General features: G+C 69.3%; 15 protein-coding genes and 1 pseudogene. 11 read left to right on the forward strand and 5 right to left on the reverse strand.

Annotated elements, in window-relative coordinates; genetic code table 11:
- The first annotated feature begins 122 nt into the window (after window positions 1-122).
- Window positions 123-416, forward strand: coding sequence for a hypothetical protein (locus CXR04_RS09660; protein WP_159072287.1), 294 nt, complete (start codon window positions 123-125; stop codon window positions 414-416).
- A 104-nt stretch (window positions 417-520) separates the two neighbouring features.
- Here the strand turns inward: CXR04_RS09660 and CXR04_RS09665 are convergent, their stop codons facing one another.
- Entirely contained in the window at window positions 521-1,078 is a 558-nt protein-coding gene (locus CXR04_RS09665; protein ID WP_101421445.1) for a dihydrofolate reductase family protein, read from the reverse strand.
- Window positions 1,079-1,722: 644 nt separating this feature from the next.
- On the opposite strand from CXR04_RS09665, the gene CXR04_RS09670 reads away from it, so the two are divergent.
- Window positions 1,723-1,941, forward strand: a complete 219-nt coding sequence (locus CXR04_RS09670) for a hypothetical protein (protein WP_159072288.1) — start codon at window positions 1,723-1,725, stop codon at window positions 1,939-1,941.
- Between the two features lie 110 nt (window positions 1,942-2,051).
- Here the strand turns inward: CXR04_RS09670 and CXR04_RS09675 are convergent, their stop codons facing one another.
- Complete coding sequence (locus tag CXR04_RS09675) at window positions 2,052-2,846, reverse strand: MmyB family transcriptional regulator (protein WP_159072289.1); 795 nt, start codon at window positions 2,844-2,846, stop codon at window positions 2,052-2,054.
- A 243-nt stretch (window positions 2,847-3,089) separates the two neighbouring features.
- Window positions 3,090-3,878 (reverse strand): helix-turn-helix transcriptional regulator, encoded by a 789-nt coding sequence (locus tag CXR04_RS09680; protein ID WP_159072290.1) that lies wholly within the window; start codon window positions 3,876-3,878, stop codon window positions 3,090-3,092.
- Between the two features lie 1,381 nt (window positions 3,879-5,259).
- Here CXR04_RS09680 and CXR04_RS09685 point away from each other — a divergent pair.
- From CXR04_RS09685 to CXR04_RS09715, 7 genes are all read left to right on the forward strand, one after another.
- Window positions 5,260-6,156, forward strand: coding sequence for a helix-turn-helix domain-containing protein (locus CXR04_RS09685; protein ID WP_101421449.1), 897 nt, complete (start codon window positions 5,260-5,262; stop codon window positions 6,154-6,156).
- Window positions 6,157-6,158: 2 nt separating this feature from the next.
- A complete protein-coding gene (locus CXR04_RS09690) occupies window positions 6,159-6,857 on the forward strand; it encodes a zinc finger domain-containing protein (RefSeq protein ID WP_101421450.1) in 699 nt (232 codons plus the stop codon).
- A 132-nt stretch (window positions 6,858-6,989) separates the two neighbouring features.
- A complete protein-coding gene (locus CXR04_RS09695; RefSeq protein WP_101421451.1) occupies window positions 6,990-7,631 on the forward strand; it encodes a WhiB family transcriptional regulator in 642 nt (213 codons plus the stop codon).
- Window positions 7,628-9,379, forward strand: a complete 1,752-nt coding sequence (locus tag CXR04_RS09700) for a hypothetical protein (protein WP_101421452.1) — start codon at window positions 7,628-7,630, stop codon at window positions 9,377-9,379. Before CXR04_RS09695 ends, CXR04_RS09700 begins: the two co-directional genes overlap by 4 nt.
- Complete coding sequence (locus CXR04_RS09705; RefSeq protein ID WP_442802367.1) at window positions 9,376-9,570, forward strand: hypothetical protein; 195 nt, start codon at window positions 9,376-9,378, stop codon at window positions 9,568-9,570. Before CXR04_RS09700 ends, CXR04_RS09705 begins: the two co-directional genes overlap by 4 nt.
- Window positions 9,570-10,196 (forward strand): hypothetical protein, encoded by a 627-nt coding sequence (locus tag CXR04_RS35700; protein WP_234380134.1) that lies wholly within the window; start codon window positions 9,570-9,572, stop codon window positions 10,194-10,196. The genes CXR04_RS09705 and CXR04_RS35700 overlap by 1 nt, the downstream gene beginning before the upstream one ends.
- On the forward strand, window positions 10,193-11,911 hold the full coding sequence (locus CXR04_RS09715; protein ID WP_101421453.1) for a relaxase/mobilization nuclease domain-containing protein: 1,719 nt from the start codon (window positions 10,193-10,195) through the stop codon (window positions 11,909-11,911). The genes CXR04_RS35700 and CXR04_RS09715 overlap by 4 nt, the downstream gene beginning before the upstream one ends.
- Window positions 11,912-11,996: 85 nt before the next feature.
- Here CXR04_RS09715 and CXR04_RS09720 read toward each other — a convergent pair whose 3' ends face one another.
- The gene (locus tag CXR04_RS09720; protein WP_101421454.1) at window positions 11,997-12,218 is read right to left on the reverse strand and encodes a hypothetical protein; all 222 of its coding nucleotides are present in this window, start codon (window positions 12,216-12,218) and stop codon (window positions 11,997-11,999) included.
- A gap of 29 nt (window positions 12,219-12,247) precedes the next feature.
- Window positions 12,248-12,998: pseudogene (locus tag CXR04_RS09725) on the reverse strand (transposase family protein).
- A gap of 192 nt (window positions 12,999-13,190) precedes the next feature.
- On the opposite strand from CXR04_RS09725, the gene CXR04_RS09735 reads away from it, so the two are divergent.
- Both CXR04_RS09735 and CXR04_RS09740 read left to right on the forward strand, forming a co-directional pair.
- Window positions 13,191-13,562, forward strand: a complete 372-nt coding sequence (locus tag CXR04_RS09735; RefSeq protein WP_101421455.1) for a CU044_2847 family protein — start codon at window positions 13,191-13,193, stop codon at window positions 13,560-13,562.
- Between the two features lie 27 nt (window positions 13,563-13,589).
- The gene (locus CXR04_RS09740) at window positions 13,590-17,861 is read left to right on the forward strand and encodes an nSTAND1 domain-containing NTPase (protein WP_101421456.1); all 4,272 of its coding nucleotides are present in this window, start codon (window positions 13,590-13,592) and stop codon (window positions 17,859-17,861) included.
- Window positions 17,862-17,964 lie beyond the last annotated feature (103 nt).

The raw sequence follows: 17,964 nt of genomic DNA on the forward strand, positions 1-17,964 counted from the left end.
GAGTACACCGCCCGCTTACTGGCCGCCCACCGACGCCGGATCGGCACCCCGAAGGGCTCGCGGGTACTGGGCCCGTTCCGCCAGGCCGTGTTCGTGCTGCGCTGGTTTGCGAGGCGGCTTGTGTGCACTGCCTGGCCCGCGACGCGGGCATCTCACAGGCCACCGGCTACCGCTACCTCCACGAAGCCATCGGCGTCCTGGCCGAGCGTGCCCCCAACCTGCACGAAGTCCTTGCCGACTGCCGCGCACACGGCATGAGCCATGTGATCCTGGACGGCACCCTGATCTCCTGTGACCGGGTCGCCGGGACCACCGAGAACGGCAACGACCTGTGGTACTCCGGCAAAGCGAAACACTTCGCCGGGAACATCCAGTTCCTCGCCGTGCTGGCCGCCTGGCTACAGCACGCCATCTGACCAACACACGCACCTGACAACCGGTTCCGGGGGGCTGCTACGGCTGGGGCCGCCCGGCGATGGTCTCACCCGCCCTCGGCCGCCGGCAGGTGAGCCGACGCGGTTCAGCGGGTCCGGTAGCGCGCGTAGATCAGTCCGCTGTCGAAGGAACGCTCCTCTACCAAGTCGAGATCGAGGCGTACGCCCTCGGGGAAGAACCGCTTGCCGCCGCCGACCACGCTCGTGGTGACGAACAGGTGGTACTCGTCCACCAGGCCGGCCGCGATCGCCTGCGCCGCGAGGTTCGGGCCGTCGACGGTGAGATCGGCCTCGGACTCGGCCTTGAGCTTGCGCACCGCGTCCGGGTCGAAGGTCCGCTCGATCCTGGTCTTCGCGCTGGACACCGACTCAAGCGTCGTGGAGTAGACGATCTTCTCCGCGGCCTGCCAGTCGCGGGCGTACTGCAGGATGTGCGGCGGGTGGTCGGGCTCGGTGTGCGCGGTCTCCCAGTAGACCATCGTCTGGTACATCCGCCGGCCGTAGAGGTACGTGCCGACGGGGCGGAAGAGGTCGTTGATGAAGGTATGCACCTCCGGATCCTCGGCGCCGGTGCCGAGGCCGCCCTCCGCCGCCTCGGCGTAGCCGTCGAGCGAGGTGATCATCGAATAGATCAGCTTTCCCATGGGTCTCCTCCGGGTACTGGAGCGTCAGTCTGTGAGCGCTCCTGCACGTCTGACCCCGGCACGACTCAGAACTCATCGATCGACTGACCAGCCACCATCTCGACGCTGACCCTTGCCGCTGCTCGCCGCTCCGCAGCACCAAGCCCCTGCTACGACGCCGCGGAGCACGCCGATGTCGCGGCGGTAGCGATAGGCCGCTCCCTCATCGCGGGTTCGAACTGCGCCTTTGTATTGACGTCGAGAATGACCTTAACTCCGGCTGGCTCTACGACTGGGAAGGCCCGCCGCTCAACGGCGTGGAGGAAGACGACTGGGAGGGTGTGAGCTGCCCGGTCGCCGCTCGCGCTGTTGAGGCCGCGCGGACGGCGATGGATGCTGACCCTGGAGATCCGCTCGTGCCGGTCCACCTTGGCCACGCGCTTGCCTGGCTCGGCGACCGCGACAAGCGGACACCTGCCTCGCCTTGCTTGAGGTCGAGACCGGTCTGCCCCTGTCCTGAAGACGAGCCCACGTTCGTATGCATTCGCCCTGCTGCGGGAGAAGCTGAGGGTCAGCAACTCCGACTGGATTGACATCGTCCACGTGTGCAGAACATTCGCCGCCGCGCGGGACGCCGCCGAAGCCGGCTGCGCGAAACCGGGGACTTGACACGCGTGGACCTCGACAGCTCCATCAAGCTGGAACTGCAAGTGCACCGCCCCGGGCATCCGGTCGTCACATTCGACCTGCTGAGCTGGATCCCATCCGAGCCGAAGGAGGGCCCCTTCCGATTCGACTGGTCGGACGGCTCCCTGGACCAGGCCCTGGAGCCTCCGCTGCCGCCGGGCAGGCCGGTACGGATAGAGAACCTGGTGTGCTTCTGAACGTGCGCGACGGCCAACAGATCTACGGCAACTCGCAAGGGACCCGCCTCCGTGGCGCTGCACCGCTGCGTCACCGGATCAACTGTTCACTTCGACCAAGCCGCTTCGAGTCAGTGCGGCCTACAGGTGGCGGAGATCGGGGTGAGGATGCCGACTTGGTGGTGTCGGCCGTCCGAGGGATACAGCACCTGGATGGCGATGTCGATGCGCTTGCCGTCATGGACGGGGAGTTGCAGCGTGAACCGCTCGCCTCCGATGTCCTGTTGAGTATCGGCGCGGTCTGTCCACATGGCGCTCAAGGCCGGGTCGGCAATAACGTGTTCCACGATCGCTTCTACGTCCGGGCTACTGCCGTGCATCGCCTGGGCCTGGCGCAGTATGCCGAGCCAGCTTCTCGTGTGCTGGCTCCAGTCGGCGATCTGGGTCCTGGCGTCTGGATGACTTACGCACCACAGAAGAATGTTGGCCCGCGGGTGGGTGACGAACGGGAACCAGCTCGCCATGGCAGCGTTGTACGCCCGTACGTTCCAGACGGAGTCGAGTACGACGGCGGGTGTCGGCTCGAAGCTGGCCATCAGGAGCTGTGAATCCGAAAGGGGCGTCGCCTGAGGGGTTCCGCTGGAGCGGGGCATTCCTTGCGTGGCGAGAAGGAAGAGGGTGGTGCGCTCGTCGTCGGACAGTCCAAGCACTGCGGTCAGACGCTCCGCCTGTCCGGGGGCCAGGAGGGGACGGCTGCGGCCGGCTTCCAGGTCCTGGTATTTGCGCCGCCCGATGCCGGCGCTCTCGGCCATCTCCTGCTGCGTGAGGCGCCGGGCCAGGCCGCGGCGGCGGTGAGCCCTCCTCCGCCAGGATTTGAGGAGTTCCCCCAGTTCGGGTTGTGAGACGCGGAGGGAATGGTCCTGCATACCGGCATGATCATTCATTGAGGCTGATATAAGCGTTGCGGCGCGCCGTTGCCCTGGAATTCAGCAGGTTCCGGCAGACGGAGTACGTGAATCCGGTGGGCTGGTTTCCAGGATCAGAGCACTGAATGGGGATTGATCATGACGGCCCCTCAGGGGAATTAGCCTCTCACCGTTTGCCCTGCCGGAGCCGTGCCGGTGCCGTCACCTCGTCTTCCCCGATGGGACGCAGGCGGGTTTCGACGCTCACGTCGTGGGCGTGATCGGTGTCAGGATTCCGACTTTGTAGTGGGGGGCGGCGCCCGGGGACAGCACGTGCATGACGATCTCCACCGGTCGCCCACCGTGGCATGGCAGGCGCAGGGTGGAGCGCTCCCCACCGACGTCTGTCCGGATATCGCGGCTCTCCTCCCAGATGGCCCGCAGTACCGGGTCGGCTTCGATGAGAGTGACGAGTTCCTGTACGTCGGGCCTGGCCCCACGGTCCGTCAGGTGTTTGCGCAGTATGCCGAGCCATTGGTGGACGTAGTGGTCCCAGCCGACGATCTGGGTTCTGGCGTCGGGGTGGCTCAGGGACCATCTGATGACGTTGGCGCGGGGTTCGCGAACGTAGGGGAACCAGATCCCTATTGCCCGGTTGTGCATCTGCACGTTCCACATGGCGTCGAGGACGACAGCCGGCGTCGGCTCGGCGCTGTCCAGGACGAGGCGCAGGTCGTCCATCACGGCCGCGTCGGGGTCAGCGGCATCGCCCGGGCCTGGCATGACCCGGGCGGCAAGTACGAAGAGCAGGTCACGCTCGTCCGCGGCCAGGCCGAGTTCCCTCGCCAGTGCGTCCGTCGTCGCAGGTGAGAGCCGGCGGCGAGGCTCGCCGGCTTCCAGCGCCTGGTACGTACGCCATCCGATCCCCGTGCGGTCGGCCAGGTATTTCTGCGTGATCCGGCTCCCGCTGCCGAAGCGGTACTGGGCACGCTTGCGCCATTCCTTCAGCAGCTCTCCCAGCCGGGGCTGGGAGACGCGCGCATCGTCGCTCACACCAGCATGATCAACACCATTCCGGCACATGCCGCGATGACACGCCGGACGCGGCACCTGCCCCTGTCGGCTCCAACCCTCTCTCCGGGCTCCCCTGCCGCCAGTGGCCCGCATCAGCACGAACGGCGATCTCTCCTCGAAGCAGCGGATAAGAGATCCTGCGCCCGCGCAGAGCGAGGGCCCAGCCCACCCGCCGGCGGCAAGCGGCAGGGCAAGGTCACGCGCCCCGGCGGGGCAAGCACTCCCGCGACACGCTGGATCTCGCCCCTTCTCATAGGCGTTATGGAATCGAGATCCCTCTAGTGGGACGGGAAATGCGCCAGCGCTGACGCATCCCCCTGAAAACCGTCCACTATGTGAGACGAAGCAGTGGTGTTCAGGCCGCGTCAGCCAGGATCAGGAGATGGGTGACGCACGTTCCCGCCGTTTCAAGTCGCGTCTCGATGTGCCGAGTTGCTTCCTCATCCACGATCATGGCGGGCCGCGGATGGTGGCGTAGCCGTGCTGGTGGAATTCCACTCCTGAGTGGCCTGGATGTGCATTGACGTGCTGGTGGAGGGCTTCTAGGGTCGCTGGACAGCCGACGCCGACACGGGCCGGTGACCTGGAGGTGAGGGGTAACGGTGAGCACTGCCCACGGATTTCGCGAGGAGAATCCTCCTCTCGCCACCGAGCCTTCTCTGGGCATTCCGATGCATCCGCGCCGAGGCGGCCTGTCAGACATGCCGGCGGCGAAGTTAGCGCCCCGGGCCATGAGCAGGTAGGCCAACGAACGCCCTTCGCGCGCACGGCTTGTCCCCCCCTGGTCCGGTGGGCGGGATGACCAGGTGCCGCCCCACACCGGTCCGGACGACCGCAGTATCCGCCGCGAGTGACAGCCTGATTGTCCGGCAACTCGGGCGGAATCACCCAGCTCTCGATGATGTTTCCGGGCTGCGGCTTGGGTGCCGCGCGGTGTCACTGTCTGCGACTAGTACAGAGTTTTAGAGCCAACTCTGGATCTGTGCACGCAGCTGTGCGTATGTTCATCGTCCCCAGGGGCAGCCTGCGCCCAGAGCCCCAACATAACAGAGGAACATCACCGTCGGCGCTAGGGGCGGAATGCAGCGTGGGCGTCCGAGAGCGGGAACTCTCGGACGCCAACGCCCACGGCATAACCCGCCCTACCAGGGGCGGAGTTTGCCCACCATCACCGTGCTGATCCCATTCCACCGGGCACGTCAGCGTGGCAACACTGAAGAGGAGATTCTTGCATGCCTTGCGCCCTGTGCAAAAGACGCATGCGCGCGGCCGGAGCCGCACCCCTTTCCCGGCCCGGGTCAGAGCACACCGCCTCGGTCGCGAAGGCAGGAGTTCCCCGTGCCGGGGCGGGGAGCGGCCGGTGAGTGCCGATGCCCGTGAGTGGGTGTGGGAGAACAGTTCCAGCCGTGGGACGGCGCGGCTGGTGCTGCTGTCGATCGCGGATCGGATAGCCGACGAGCAGTGCGTGTCCTGGGCCTCTCTGTCCAGCCTGGCCGTCCGCACGAACGCCTCCCTCTCGACCGTCCGTAAGGCCATCGGCTGGCTCATCGAGGCCGGTGAGCTGGAGCAGCTCGATGACCTGACCGGCCCGCAGCGCAGCACCGTCTACCGCCTTCCGCTTGCCGCCCGGGCGATCGCACAGGCTCTGCGACAGCGGCAGGACGGCGATGAGACGGCACCCGGCGAGGATTCCCGGGGCCGGCCCGTGTTGCGGCTCTCGGCGCTCGGGCGGTACGGAATCCGCCCGCGTGAGGTGCCGAAAACCGGCACAGCGGGGTGCCGGAAACCGGCAGTACCGGAAACCGGCACCTCCCGCAGTAAACCGATACCCCGAGGTGCCGGGAACCGATACCCCGAGGTGCCGGAATCCGGCACCCAGAACAGTAGTGAACCTGAAAGGAACGGTAGTAGCAGCAGTGGTGCCGGTGGTGCCGTCACGTCGGCTGCCCGGTGGCGGCCCGACCCAGCCGCCCTGGCCTGGGTCCGCGAGCAGGGTCACCTCGACCGCCTCGGCGAGCAGGGCCTGCAGACGGCCGATGCGAAGTGGCGCGCCCACCGCGCCGACTCCGCGCCCCGCCCGGCCGGGGCGTGGGCTGCCGACTGGCGCTCCTGGATCACCCGGGAGCACTCCCCCAGCCGCCGCGGGCTCTACGCCGTACCCGCCAACTCCCCCGCCCGTCCCGGCGGGATGACCCGGGCCCAGGCCCACACCGCCGCCCTGCTGGCCGCCCTCGACGAGCCGACCGGAACGGAGTAGCCGTGGATCGCCGTGAAACCGCCGCCCTGCTCGCCTACATCGGCCGCCTCGACCCCCGCACCATCCGCACCGATCCGAACGAGGCCGGCGACCAGCTCGCCCAGTGGCACGAGCTGCTCGGCGACGTGCCGATGGCCACCGCGTACGGCTGGGACGCTCTTGCCGCCGCCCGCCGGCACATCCGCGTTTCGCCGTATCCGATCGTGCCGGCCGATGTCGCCCGCCCGTGGGAGAGCCACCGGCGCGAGCGCATGCTCCGCCACACCGACCCCACCCCGGCCGCCGACCCCGACGACCAGCCCGCCTGGACCGCCGAGCTGGCCCGCGCCCGCCAAGCCGTCGCCCTCGGCAATGCCCAGCCCACCCCGTACCGGGCGATCAGCAGCGGTCGCGATCGGCTCGACCCGGAGCTGAAGGCGCGGCTGCGGGAGGTCGGCTCCTGCATCCCGCCAGCCGCTCGGGCCGCTCTCGCGCCGTACCGGCCCGCCCGCGCGGCCCGCGAGGAGGCCGTCGCCGAGGGCCTGCCCGATGCCCTGAGCGTGCGGTGCGAGTGGTGCCGGGCCCAGGTCGGGGAGCCGTGTCGTCGCCGGCGGATCGGCCCCGACGGCTCTACCCGCGGCACCGCCCCGCGCGCCACCCCCCATCCCGGGCGTCTCGACCTCGCCGCCGAACAGCACCCCGCCCAACGCGCGGCGTCCTGACCGACCACGCAGACCCTGGCGGCCTCGGCCGACCGGATATTCCCCTCACCTCTGCTGCGGTGCCCCTGGTGGTTCCGCAGCGGTGCCCGACATCGCGTCCGCCCAGCGCGCAGCCCTTCGGAGACCGTTGACTTGCGATACATCACCACCCACGAGGCGCCGGCCAGCGGCCTGCGCGGCATCGCCGACACCAGCTGGCACAACCGCGGCGCCTGCTACGGCCTTCACCCGGCCGATGCCGACGAGGTGTTCTTCCCGCCCCCGCGGGACCACATCGCCATCGCCGAGGCGAAAGAGCTGTGCGCCCTGTGCCCGGTGCGCACCGACTGCCTGAACTACGCGGTGGAGAACGGCCTCAAGGAAGGCATCTGGGGCGGGCTGACCGAAGCCGAGCGGCGCCCATGGCACGACGGGCTTCCTCACCGTCTGGACTATCGGCGCGTGCGCGCGTTCTTCGACGGACGCGACGTCCACCTCACCGAAGCCGAGCGGCAACTCGTCATCGACCACGCCTACCTCCGCAGCTGGCGGCCAGACCGGCTCGCCGCCGCCCTGCAGATCAGCCACCGGCACGCCCGAGACCTGCTCCGCCAAGCCGCCTTGAAGGTCTTCGACCGCGACCGCACCTACGGCGTGCCCCAGCCGAAAAGAAAGCGAAGGACGACCAGTCCGTCCCCGGACGCTCCCGCCCCGAGCAGGCCCCGAACACGGCAGCCGATGCCCCGCACAGCCGCGTCGACCACCGCATCCACCCCTGATGGAAAGGCCATATGACCGCGGCCCTGTCCCCCGCTTTCCCTCCGGAACCTGATCTCCTCGTGGCCACCGCACTGCTCGCCGCCTTCGCCATCGTGCTCGCCGTCCGGGCCCTCCAGCGGCGCAGCGCCCGGCCACCGGAGCATCGCGGCAGTGCGGCGGTCACGGTCGCTGCAGTAGCCGCCCTGGGCTGCACCGCCTACAGCGCCGACACCTCCTGGCGGTTCGCCGCCGACTACCTCGACATGGCCGGCACCGCCGAACGCGCCGGCATGTTCGCCGCGGCCGAGCTGGCGCTCTTCGCGACCGCGCTGATGGCCCGCCAGAACCTGACCACCCAGGGCGCACCCGGCCTGCCCGGCACCCTGGTCTGGATCATCACCGGAGTCCAGGTCATCCCCGCCTACGCCGAAAGCGGCCCGGTCGGCGGCACCGTCCGCGCCTTCGTCGGCCCCATCATGGCCGCCGTGCTGTGGCACCTGGCCATGGGCATCGAACTACGCCTGCGCACCCCCGGCGCCGCCTCCCGCTCCCTGATCGCCACCCTCGGGCGCGAAGCCCGCGAACGCCTCCTGTCCCGCCTGGGCATCGCCGCCCGCGACCGCGACGCCGCACAGATCACCCGGGACAGGGCCACCGACCGAGCCGTCGCCCTGGCCGCCCGCCTCGCCGAACAGACACCCGAGCAGCAGCACAGCCGCCGCGGGCGGCGCCTGACCCGCCGACTGTCGAAAGCACTCGGCAAAGCCGCCGTCGGCACCGACCCCCACCAGCGCGCACGCCTGCTCAACCACCTCGCCGCCCGCCGCCACGCACTCGCCCTCGCCACCATCGCCCTCCCCTCCCCCTGGTCCCCACCCACCGCCGGTACCCTCGACATCGCGGTCCCCGCACCGACGGTCCCCGACCAGTCGGTCCCCGAGCAGGCGGTCCCCGCCGCCGGGGACCGGGGACCGAACCCGCCACGGGGACCGGTCCCCGCACCCATGGATACCCGGATCAACCCGCCGACCCGGTCTGTCCCCGCGCCTGGTCCCCCCGGTCCGGGCGAGGCTGGGGACCGGGGACTGAATCCGCCGCGGGGACCGGTCCCCGCACCCACGCACCACCGTCTGGGGACCGGCACGGAACGAGAAGACCGTGAACCGGGGACCGCGAAGACGCCGAACCGGGGACCGGTCCCCGCCTCTGTGGATGACCAGGTCAACCCGCTGGCGGTCTCCAGCTTGCCGGTCCCCGCGCCCGGTCCCCGCGCTCCGGTCGGCACTGGGGACCGGGGACCGAACCCGCCACGGGGACCGGTCCCCGCCCACGCACAACACCACCCGGGGACCGACACCGAACCAGCAGACCGCGAACCGGGGACCGCGATCATGCCGGATCGGGGACCGGTCCCCGCACCCACGGAAGACCACCCGGGGACCGAGCTCGCCTCCCTCCGGGGAGCGGGCCGGGACCGGGGACCGGGGAACGTGCGGCGCAAGAAGGCGAACGCGAAGAAGAACAAGGGCAAGCGCAGCAGCCGGTCCCGCACCCCTGGGCAGCAGGACCCGCCGCTGCCGGTGGACCAGCTTGTCCAGCAGGTGCGACCCCACGTCCCCGCCGTGCTCGCCCGCGACGGCAACGCTGCGATCACCCGCGTCCAGCTCCGCGAAATCCTCCGCCGCGAAGGACTCCAAGGCGGCCGGAACTCCCAACTCAGCCTCGTCCTGCGCGAACTACGCAGCGACGACCACGCCACGACGACGAAGGGCACCACCACATGATCAGGACCTGCGCCGGCTTCACCGCCCTCCAAGCGGTGTACGAGCGGGAAATCCGCTACCTGACCGCCCACTCCGCCCGGCACCAGGGCCGCCCGGCGGCCAGATGCAGCGCGACACAGGCCGCGTCGACGAAGGCACGGATGGCCCGCGCCCTCAACGGCCACCTCGCCCGCTGCCCGGAATGCGGCTGATGACGACCCCGGCCCCGAACGGGAACACCCCCCAACCTGCAGCCGACATCAACTCGGTCCCGGGGCGAGCAAGTTGGGGCGGAAGCTACGCTTCCGCCGAACCCGCCCCCGAGGGGGCGGGCCAGGACCTGCACCGGGGGGCGCAGGTCCAGCAGGCTTCGACCGAGGGCGGATCGAAGCCGGGACAACAGGAGAAGCCCACCGACCGCCGCGCCCGCCGACAGCGCGCCCCCCGTGCACGTCAGCGCCCCCGTCAGCCGCGCGAGAAGAAGCGCCTGCACCAGCCCAACACCCGCTTCAACGACGACGAGATCACCCTGATCAAAGCCGCCGCCGCCCAGTGCCATCTGTCCGTCGCCGGGTTCCTCGCCCGCTCCGCGCTCGCCGCCGCCCGCGACCTCGACCGCACCAGCGCCGAGATCGCCGACGAACGCGAAGTGATCACCGCCCTGTTCGACTGCCGACGCCGCCTCGGCTGGGCCGGCAGCAACCTCAACCAAGCCGTCAAGGCACTCAACTCCGGAGCAGACGCCCCCTATCTGGAAGCAGCGGTCGCCGCCGTACGGCGAGCGGCCGACACGACGCGCGAAGCCGCTGCACGGCTCATCGAGTCCCGCAGCTCGTGATCCCCAGCGTCAACGCGTCCGGTTCGCGGACCATCGGACTCCTCGCCTACCTCTACGGCCCCGGCAAGGCCGAGGAGCACACCGACCCGCACCTCGTCGCATCGTTCGACGGCATGTCCCCCGACCCCGGCCGCGACCCGAACGCCACCCTCAAAGACCTCCAGCAACTCCTCGACCAGCCCGTCATGGCCCTCGCCTCACACGCCCGCCCGGCCAAGCACGTGTGGCACACCTCCGTACGCGCCGACCCCAGGGACCGGACCCTGTCCGACGAGGAATGGACCGACATCGCCCGCCGCATCGTCGCCGCCACCGGCATCGACCCCGGCAGCGGACAGCCCGGCTGCCGCTGGGCCGCCATACGGCACGCGGACGACCACATCCACATCGTCGCCACCCTCGTCACCGAAGACGGCCACCGCCCCGACGACTACCGCTCCGGCACACGAGCACAGGCCGAAGCCCGCCTCATCGAAAAGGAACTCGGCCTCCACCAAGTCGCCCCCGGCGACGGCACCGCCGCACAGCGGCCCACCAGCGCCGAACGCCACAAGGCGAAGCGGCAGAGCCGCGAGCGCACCGCCCGCGAAGAACTGCGCGAGACGGTACGGCAGGCGGTGGCCGGCGTGACCAGCGAAGACGAGTTCTTCGACCGGCTCGCCGACGCCGGCCTCCTCATCCGCAAGCGCGCCGCACCGTTCGGCGACCTCCTCGGATACAAGGTCGCCCTGCCCGACGACCGCAACGCCCAGGGCGAGCCGGTGTTCTACCCCGGCGCACGCCTCGCTCCCGACCTCTCGCTCCCCCGCATCCGGGAACGCTGGACCGGCCACGCCCCACACCAGGGCAGCCAGAGCCCTCGGCCGCAAGAGGAGGACCGCACCGGGCCGGGCGCTCCGGCGACCGCCCGACGGCACGCCGCGTCAGCCGCGTGGCACGCCCTTCTCGTCATCGAAAGAGGGCCGGGCGCGGTCGCCGCCGCCCACATCGCCGCAGCCGGCGAAGTCCTCGACGCGCTCGCGAAGACGTCCGCCGCCCACACCCGCCGCGAACTCCGGGATGCAGCCATCGTCTACGAACGCGCCTCGCGCTCCCACATCCGCGCCGTACGCGGACACGACCGCGCGCTGCGCCAGGCGGCCCGCGACCTCGTCCACGGCGGTCCCGTCCTCGGCTACGGTGAAGGCGGCGCAACGACCGCGATGGCCATCGACATGCTGTTCTTCCTCATCACCGCCGCAGCGCACTGGCACGCGAAGAAGGGCCACGCCCAGCAGGCCGCCGCCGCACGCCAGACCGCCGCCCACCTGCGCTCCGCCTACCGGGCAGCCGCCCCCGCACCGCTGGCGGCTCTGGCAGAGCGCGGCCGGCGCCTTCCACTGCCGCAGCAGGATCACCATGCCGCCCAGCTTCGCGAGGCCCTGCCGGAACTGGCCGAGCGCATTCTCGGCGAACCGGGCTGGTACGCCCTCGCGGGGACACTCGCCGACGCCCAACGCGCCGGCCACGACCCGACCGCACTGCTGGCCCGAGCCTCCCGACGCCGGGAACTGGGCACCGCAGAGTCCGTCAGCGACGTGCTCGTATGGCGGCTGCGCCGCACGGCACACCTGCTCCTCGAAACGCCAGAGCGCGCCGCGACCGCCACGCAGAACTTGCCACTCGCACCACGGCCGTCGGCACGCTCCGACAGCCGAACCACCAGGTCGCAGTGAGCAGCCGCCGAAGCGAAGGCTCGACGGCCACCGGCAGCGCCCCCGCGGACTGCAGACCTTCGAGCCGGAGACCCGCTGGCTCGGTTCACGACAGGGCGCGCAGCATAGCGGCAGTCTGGGCGTCGGTGAGCCCGGTGCCGGCGGCGCGGCGGCGGGCGTCTTCGGCGAGGCCGCGCTCCGTGTCAAGGGCAATGAGCGCGGCGGGCAGGTCGCCGGCGGGTGTGTTTCCAGCGGGGTGGCCGAGGCAGACGAACGGCTCGGGCAGGCCGGGGCAGCGGGGGCACCGCTGGTCAGTGGGCTCGTCCATCGGGTCGGCTCCTCGGTGACTGAGCCACTTCAGCGTTGCAGCTCCAAGGTGAGAACGGCCTTGGCGATTGACGTCATGCGGGTGGGGCTGCATCGGGATCTGCGGAAGATCCGCCATGACTTCAGGCGGGCAACGCCGCGTTCGACGGGTGCCCGTGCCGCGGCCCGGGCCCGGTTGCGGGTTCTCTCGGTGGGGGTGAGTTCCTGCAGGGGCTTACGTTTGATGCCCGTGGTGAGCCAGGAGCCGCCGCCCTGGTATGCGAGGTCGGCCACGATGGGAACGCCCTGGCGCTCGCAGATCCGGATGATCCGGTGGGTGCGGGCGGCGGTCAGGCCGTGGGTACGGCCCGGCGGTGCGGGCGAGAGCCACAGCAGCCGGCCGCCCGGATCGGTGACCACCTGGACGTTCACGCCGTGGCGCCGGTGCTTGTGGGAGTAGTCGGCCCGGCCGTCGCCGACCCGGTCGCACTCGGCAAGGGTCCCGTCCAGGAGGACGAAGTCAGGATCATGGTCGCGTAGCGTCTTCAGCAGGCCCGGTGCACGTGCGGCGAGAAGGTCGACGACCGTGCTGGTGTAAGCGTGTGCGGTGGACTCGCTGATGCCGAAACCGGCAGCGATCTTCGCCAGAGTGGTGTGCTCGCGCAGGTACACCAGCGCCACCATCGCGCGATGAAAACGAGCGGAGCTTGCAGCGCCGGTCGCCCTCACGAGTGACAAGCAGCATGGTGACCCACTCCACGAGCGCATGCGGCAGGTCGAGTGCGGCAGGATGGATGACCAACGAGGCCCCCGAGCACGGTGATTGAGACGTAAGACATCTCGATCAACGGCCCGGGGGCCTCGCTCGTTGCGGCTCGCGAACCGTCACCTGATCGGTGGCCACCTCGAAGAAGCTCACTAATCAACGACGGGCATCTGGAAGGACGTTATCTTTCGCTACAATTCTTAGCCGCTCTATCTGCTGGAGGTTGCCGTGACTGACCGTCTCGTGCACACGGTCGAAGTGCCGTTGGACGAGGGAAGTGAGGAGGTCATCCGGGTTCAGATCCGTGAAGTGGACGAGTCGGTGGTCCGGGTGGGCCGCGGTGGCTCGGCCGCCCGCGCGGGGCGGTCTCTCGGCCAGATGCTGGACACCGTACGCCCTGTGGCAGAGAACTTCGTCGGGAGGATCCGGGAACTCGCCATGCCGCCTGACGAGATGACCCTGGAGTTCGGGATTTCGCTGTCTGCGGGGGCGGACGTCGTCATCGCCAGCTCGGCGACCACGGCCAATTTCACAGTAAGTCTGAGCTGGAGCCGCCGTGACTTCGAGGACCCAACTGAGGAAGATTCTCAAACAGGTTGACCGAGGGGCATCCAGGCAGGGGGCACGATGTCAGGTACCGCGTACAGGACGCCATCGAGTCCGGACGATGCGCTGGCCTCATCGGTCGTCCGGGTCACCGGGCAGAACGGGGCGCTGAGCGGAGCGGGTTTCCTCGTCGCCGCGGATCTGGTATTGACCTGCGCCCACGTGGTGTCGGACGCGTTGGACCAGCCCCGTCACGAGACGGTGCCGACCGGGAAGGTGGTCAACGTCGAGCTGCCGTTGGCCGAGCGTCGGGACGGAGTCGGGCCCGGCGTGTGGTCGGCCGAGGTCGAACATTGGGTGCCGATCAGGGCCGGCCACGCGGGCGACATCGCGGTCCTGCGGCTTCGGGAGGCGATCCCCTTTGCCCATCCCCTGCCGATGGTCGACGCTGCGAGCGTATGGAATCACGGAGCGCGTGCGGTGGGGTTCACGGGTGGCGAGCCGGGGGAGACCTGGTTCCGCGGAAAGCTCAGCGGTGCCACCAGCGAGGGCTGGCTCCAGCTCTCCCGGGCCGATGGGCAGACCGTACACGTCCAGCGCGGGTTCAGCGGCAGTCCGGTCTGGGACAACGAACTGGGTGCGGTGGTCGGTCTACTCGTGGCCGCACAGCCGCAGCAGGATGCGCAGCAGGCGTACGTGCTGCGGACCAGAAGCGTGTTGCGGGAGGTTCCCTCGCTCGCCGCCGTTGTGAGCCCGCCCACGCCCTTCCGCGGCTTGGCGCCCTTCCAGGAGCAGGATGCGGACGTCTACTTCGGCCGTGACGGCGACGTAGAGCGCGTTGTCACCGCGCTGTGTGGCGCCGACACCGCTGTCACCTTGTACGGGCCGTCGGGCTGCGGGAAGTCGTCACTGGCGCTGGCCGGGGTTGCTCCGCGGATGCGGCAGGCCGGGTACGAGGTGTTCGTGGTGAACGCCGGGCAGGTCTCGTCCCTGCGCTCCGCGCTCGCCACCGAACTCCATGAGGCTGTCCGTACAGGCCGTTTCGGACCAAGGCCGGTGGAGAGCGTGGACCAGGTGGAGACCTGGCTCGCGGACAGGGGGCTCACCGACACGCTCCACCGGCTCCGCGGCACGGCCACCGGCAGAACGCTGATCGTCCTCGACCAGGCAGAGGCACTCGTCGACCGCACGGACGCCGAACTCGGCGAACTCGTGGAACTGCTCTTCCACGACCGTCTGCCCGCCACCGTGGGACGGGTGCTGCTCACCCTCCGCGCGGACTTCATGAATGCTGCCCTCGAACACCCGCGCCTCGGAGCTGTCCTGCGTGGTGGTACCACGCTGCCGCTCACGCCGATGTCCCGCGACCAGCTCCGAGAGGTGATCACCAAACCGGTCGAGACGGTACCGGCGGTGGAATACGACCCGGGGCTGGCCGGGCGCGTACTGAACGACACGGGCGGCGAACCAGGCGTACTCCCGCTGCTCGGCTTCGTCTTGGAGCAGCTGTGGGAGCACCAGGTGGCCGGCCGTCTTCTGGCCACGACGTACGAGGACATCGGCGGGGTGTCCGGCGCTCTGCGCCGCCACGCGGAGACAGCGTGGCGGCAGTGCGTCCCATCTGGGGACGAGGCTGAGGCGCTGGCACTGCTGACCGGGCTGGTCCGGGTGCTGCCCGGTGGCGAGGCTCCACTGCGGCGCCGGCTGACCCGCGACGAAGCCGGAGAAAGCCGCTGGCGCCTCGCACAGTCGCTGGCCGAGCGACGCCTGCTGGTCCTGTACGGGGGCGAAGGTCGCCCTGAGAGCGTCGAGTTGGCACACGAGGCACTGATCACCGCGTGGCCGACGCTGTCCGAACTGGTCCGGGCCGATGCCGACTTCCTCGCCAGCCGGGCGGAGGTGCAGCACGACCTTGAGCGGTGGCGGAAGGCGGACAGCCCGGCGGATCTGCTACCCGGCGCCCTTCAACTCGCGGCGCTGGAAGGAAGATTACGAGGCCGTGAGAAAGACCTTACCGAAGAGCAACGGGACTTCCTCACGCTGGCCCGCAGGCGCCGGCAGGCGCGGCGCGCCCGGGTGCGCGTGGGCTGGATCGTGGTGGGGTCGGCCCTCGTGCTGATCGCGGGGCTCAGCACATTCCTCGCGCAAGAGTCGCGCGTGAGCGCCGAACGGGCGGCGGAGGGCCAGTCAAGGTCTCTTGCGATTCAGTCGGACGAACTGACGGACAGCAACCCCGCTCAGGCAGGTCTGGCAGCGCTTGCGGCGTACGACATCGCACCCACGCAGGAGGCCCGCAGCGCGCTGATGCGGCGGTACGCGGAGCTGAAGGGCGCGGCGTGGGTGCTGGCAGGGGCTCAAGGAAAGATAGTGGAGGCGGACGTCAGCGATGAGGGAACGGTGGCCCTTGTGACGAGCGTGACGGGCCGAGCGACCCTGTTCGTCCGTATGGCCGACGGCAGGGTCCGGCATACGCAGCTCCGTTTCGTGGACGACGTCCTGTCCCCTGTGGTCAGTTCTGACGGCAGCCGGATTGCCTACGTGCGCGGCGCGGACGGCGTGGTGGTCTGGCACGACGTGACACCCATGGGAGAGCGACTGGCGGGACCAATGCGCATCCTCCGAGGCGCGCTCTTGGGGCCCGAATCGCTACCTGACGTGGACCGCCGTAACGGGATGGACTTCTCTCCGGACTCCCGTTTCCTGGTCGGCGCGTCTAGGTCGACAGAGTCCTTGCAACTGTGGGACCTGACGACCGGGCGGCCTCGGACCTTGCCCAAGCGAATCCGTGGCTTGGACAGCGTGTGGTTCGGGCCCGACGAGAACACGGTTGTGGCCAAGCGACTCCTTCCTCGCCCCTCTCTGGTGAAGGTCGACATCGCTACGGGCGCCATACGCGAGGTGTCCCGTGGAGCCGCGGTCGCGATTTCGGGAAACGCCGGCGTGGCGGTCTCCTGCACGGGTCCGGAGACACAGTTTCGCGTTGTTCGTGTATCGGACGGACAGGTGCTGAGAACCGTCAGCATGGACGAATACAAGTATGACTGCACGTCTTCCGACGTCGCCGTCGACGGCACCGGCGACTACTTCGCGGTCGTGAACAATTCGTCCAACCGCTGGGACCTTGTCGGTACTCACCCCGGTATCGCGCCGCGGACATATTTCCTCGGCCCCGATCCGCTGAGTTACTCCAACCGCGCCGAGTACTCCGCGACGGTCGACGCTCCCCCCTTCCTTGTCGGGACTCCTGATACACCAACCTTGGTGACTAACGAAGGAAACGCGCTCAAAGGGTGGGCGCGAATACTGTACGACGACAGTACGGACCCGGAGCCGCAGCTGCTCGGCGACGGCAGCAGGATGGTCATCAGGGCAAGGGAGGAAGACACCGGTCTGCTGCGGGTCGTGGAGACAGAAGGCGAAGGACGGATTCTCTCCGAGGTCAAGTCCAGCGCCGTTCTAGAACCATACGTGTCCCTCGAAGTAAACGGGCCCGGAACACTGGTGGCGGACGTCTTGGAAAGGAATCGAATCGTGGTCCGTGCGCTTCCTTCTCTACGTCCGGTAGCGGAGTTTCGCACCGCGAAGCCCCCCGCTCCGGAACCACGGGAACAGTCAGCGGTGTTTCTCAGCTTCCACGGCGACAACCGGATCGTCACGACGTCCGGTTCTGTCGTGGAGAGTTGGGACGCCCGCAGTGGTCGACGTCTATCGCAGCCCATTGATCTGCACGATATAAGCCTGACCAAGAAGGACCCTTCCACCTTCACTGTGCGAGACCATCCCAAGCCGGGGTTTGTGAGCGTAACGGTGGCCGGTGAGCCGTACATGCACGCCGTCGACCTGCGCACAGGGGAACCCGAGGAAAAGCTCCGCGTACGTCTCGCCGATGACCTTTTTTCGGCCTCCTTCTTGGATGACCCGGAGTACGTAACCGTCCTGACCACGGCCCAGATGGCTGAGCTCTGGTCGGTCCACCCTGGGCGCCCGGCAAGGAGAGTAGTGGGCCCGTTCGGGCCACTCACCGACAAAGAGTGGTCAAAGGAGTGGTCGCTGCGCCCTACCGGGGGAGCCGGATTCTTCCTCGCTTATAAGGGCTCCATCCACTTCCTCAAGGCCGACGAACCCGGCTACCAGGACATCTACGAATTCGGCGAAGAACAAGCCTTCCCGGCAGCGACCAGCGACGGCAAGGCGATACTTCGCGACCCCATGAACCTTGAGCCCTACGACCTGCTCCGCCTCGACCCCGCCCTCTGGAAGCGCCATGTGTGCAAGGCCCTCGGCCGGGAACTCACCGCGGACGAGCGCCGCGGACTCATCATCAACGTGCCCACCGACATCTGCCCTTCCTGACAGTCGCGCCCGTGGCAACGCGCAAGGCTCGGTCGCCTTGTCACAGTGGTCCAGATCAGTGAGCCTCTTCAGCGTTGCAGCTCCAGGCGGTGGGGCCGCCACG

Origin of the sequence: Streptomyces sp. CMB-StM0423 (genome assembly GCF_002847285.1) — a bacterium.
Classification (GTDB): Bacteria; Actinomycetota; Actinomycetes; order Streptomycetales; family Streptomycetaceae; genus Streptomyces.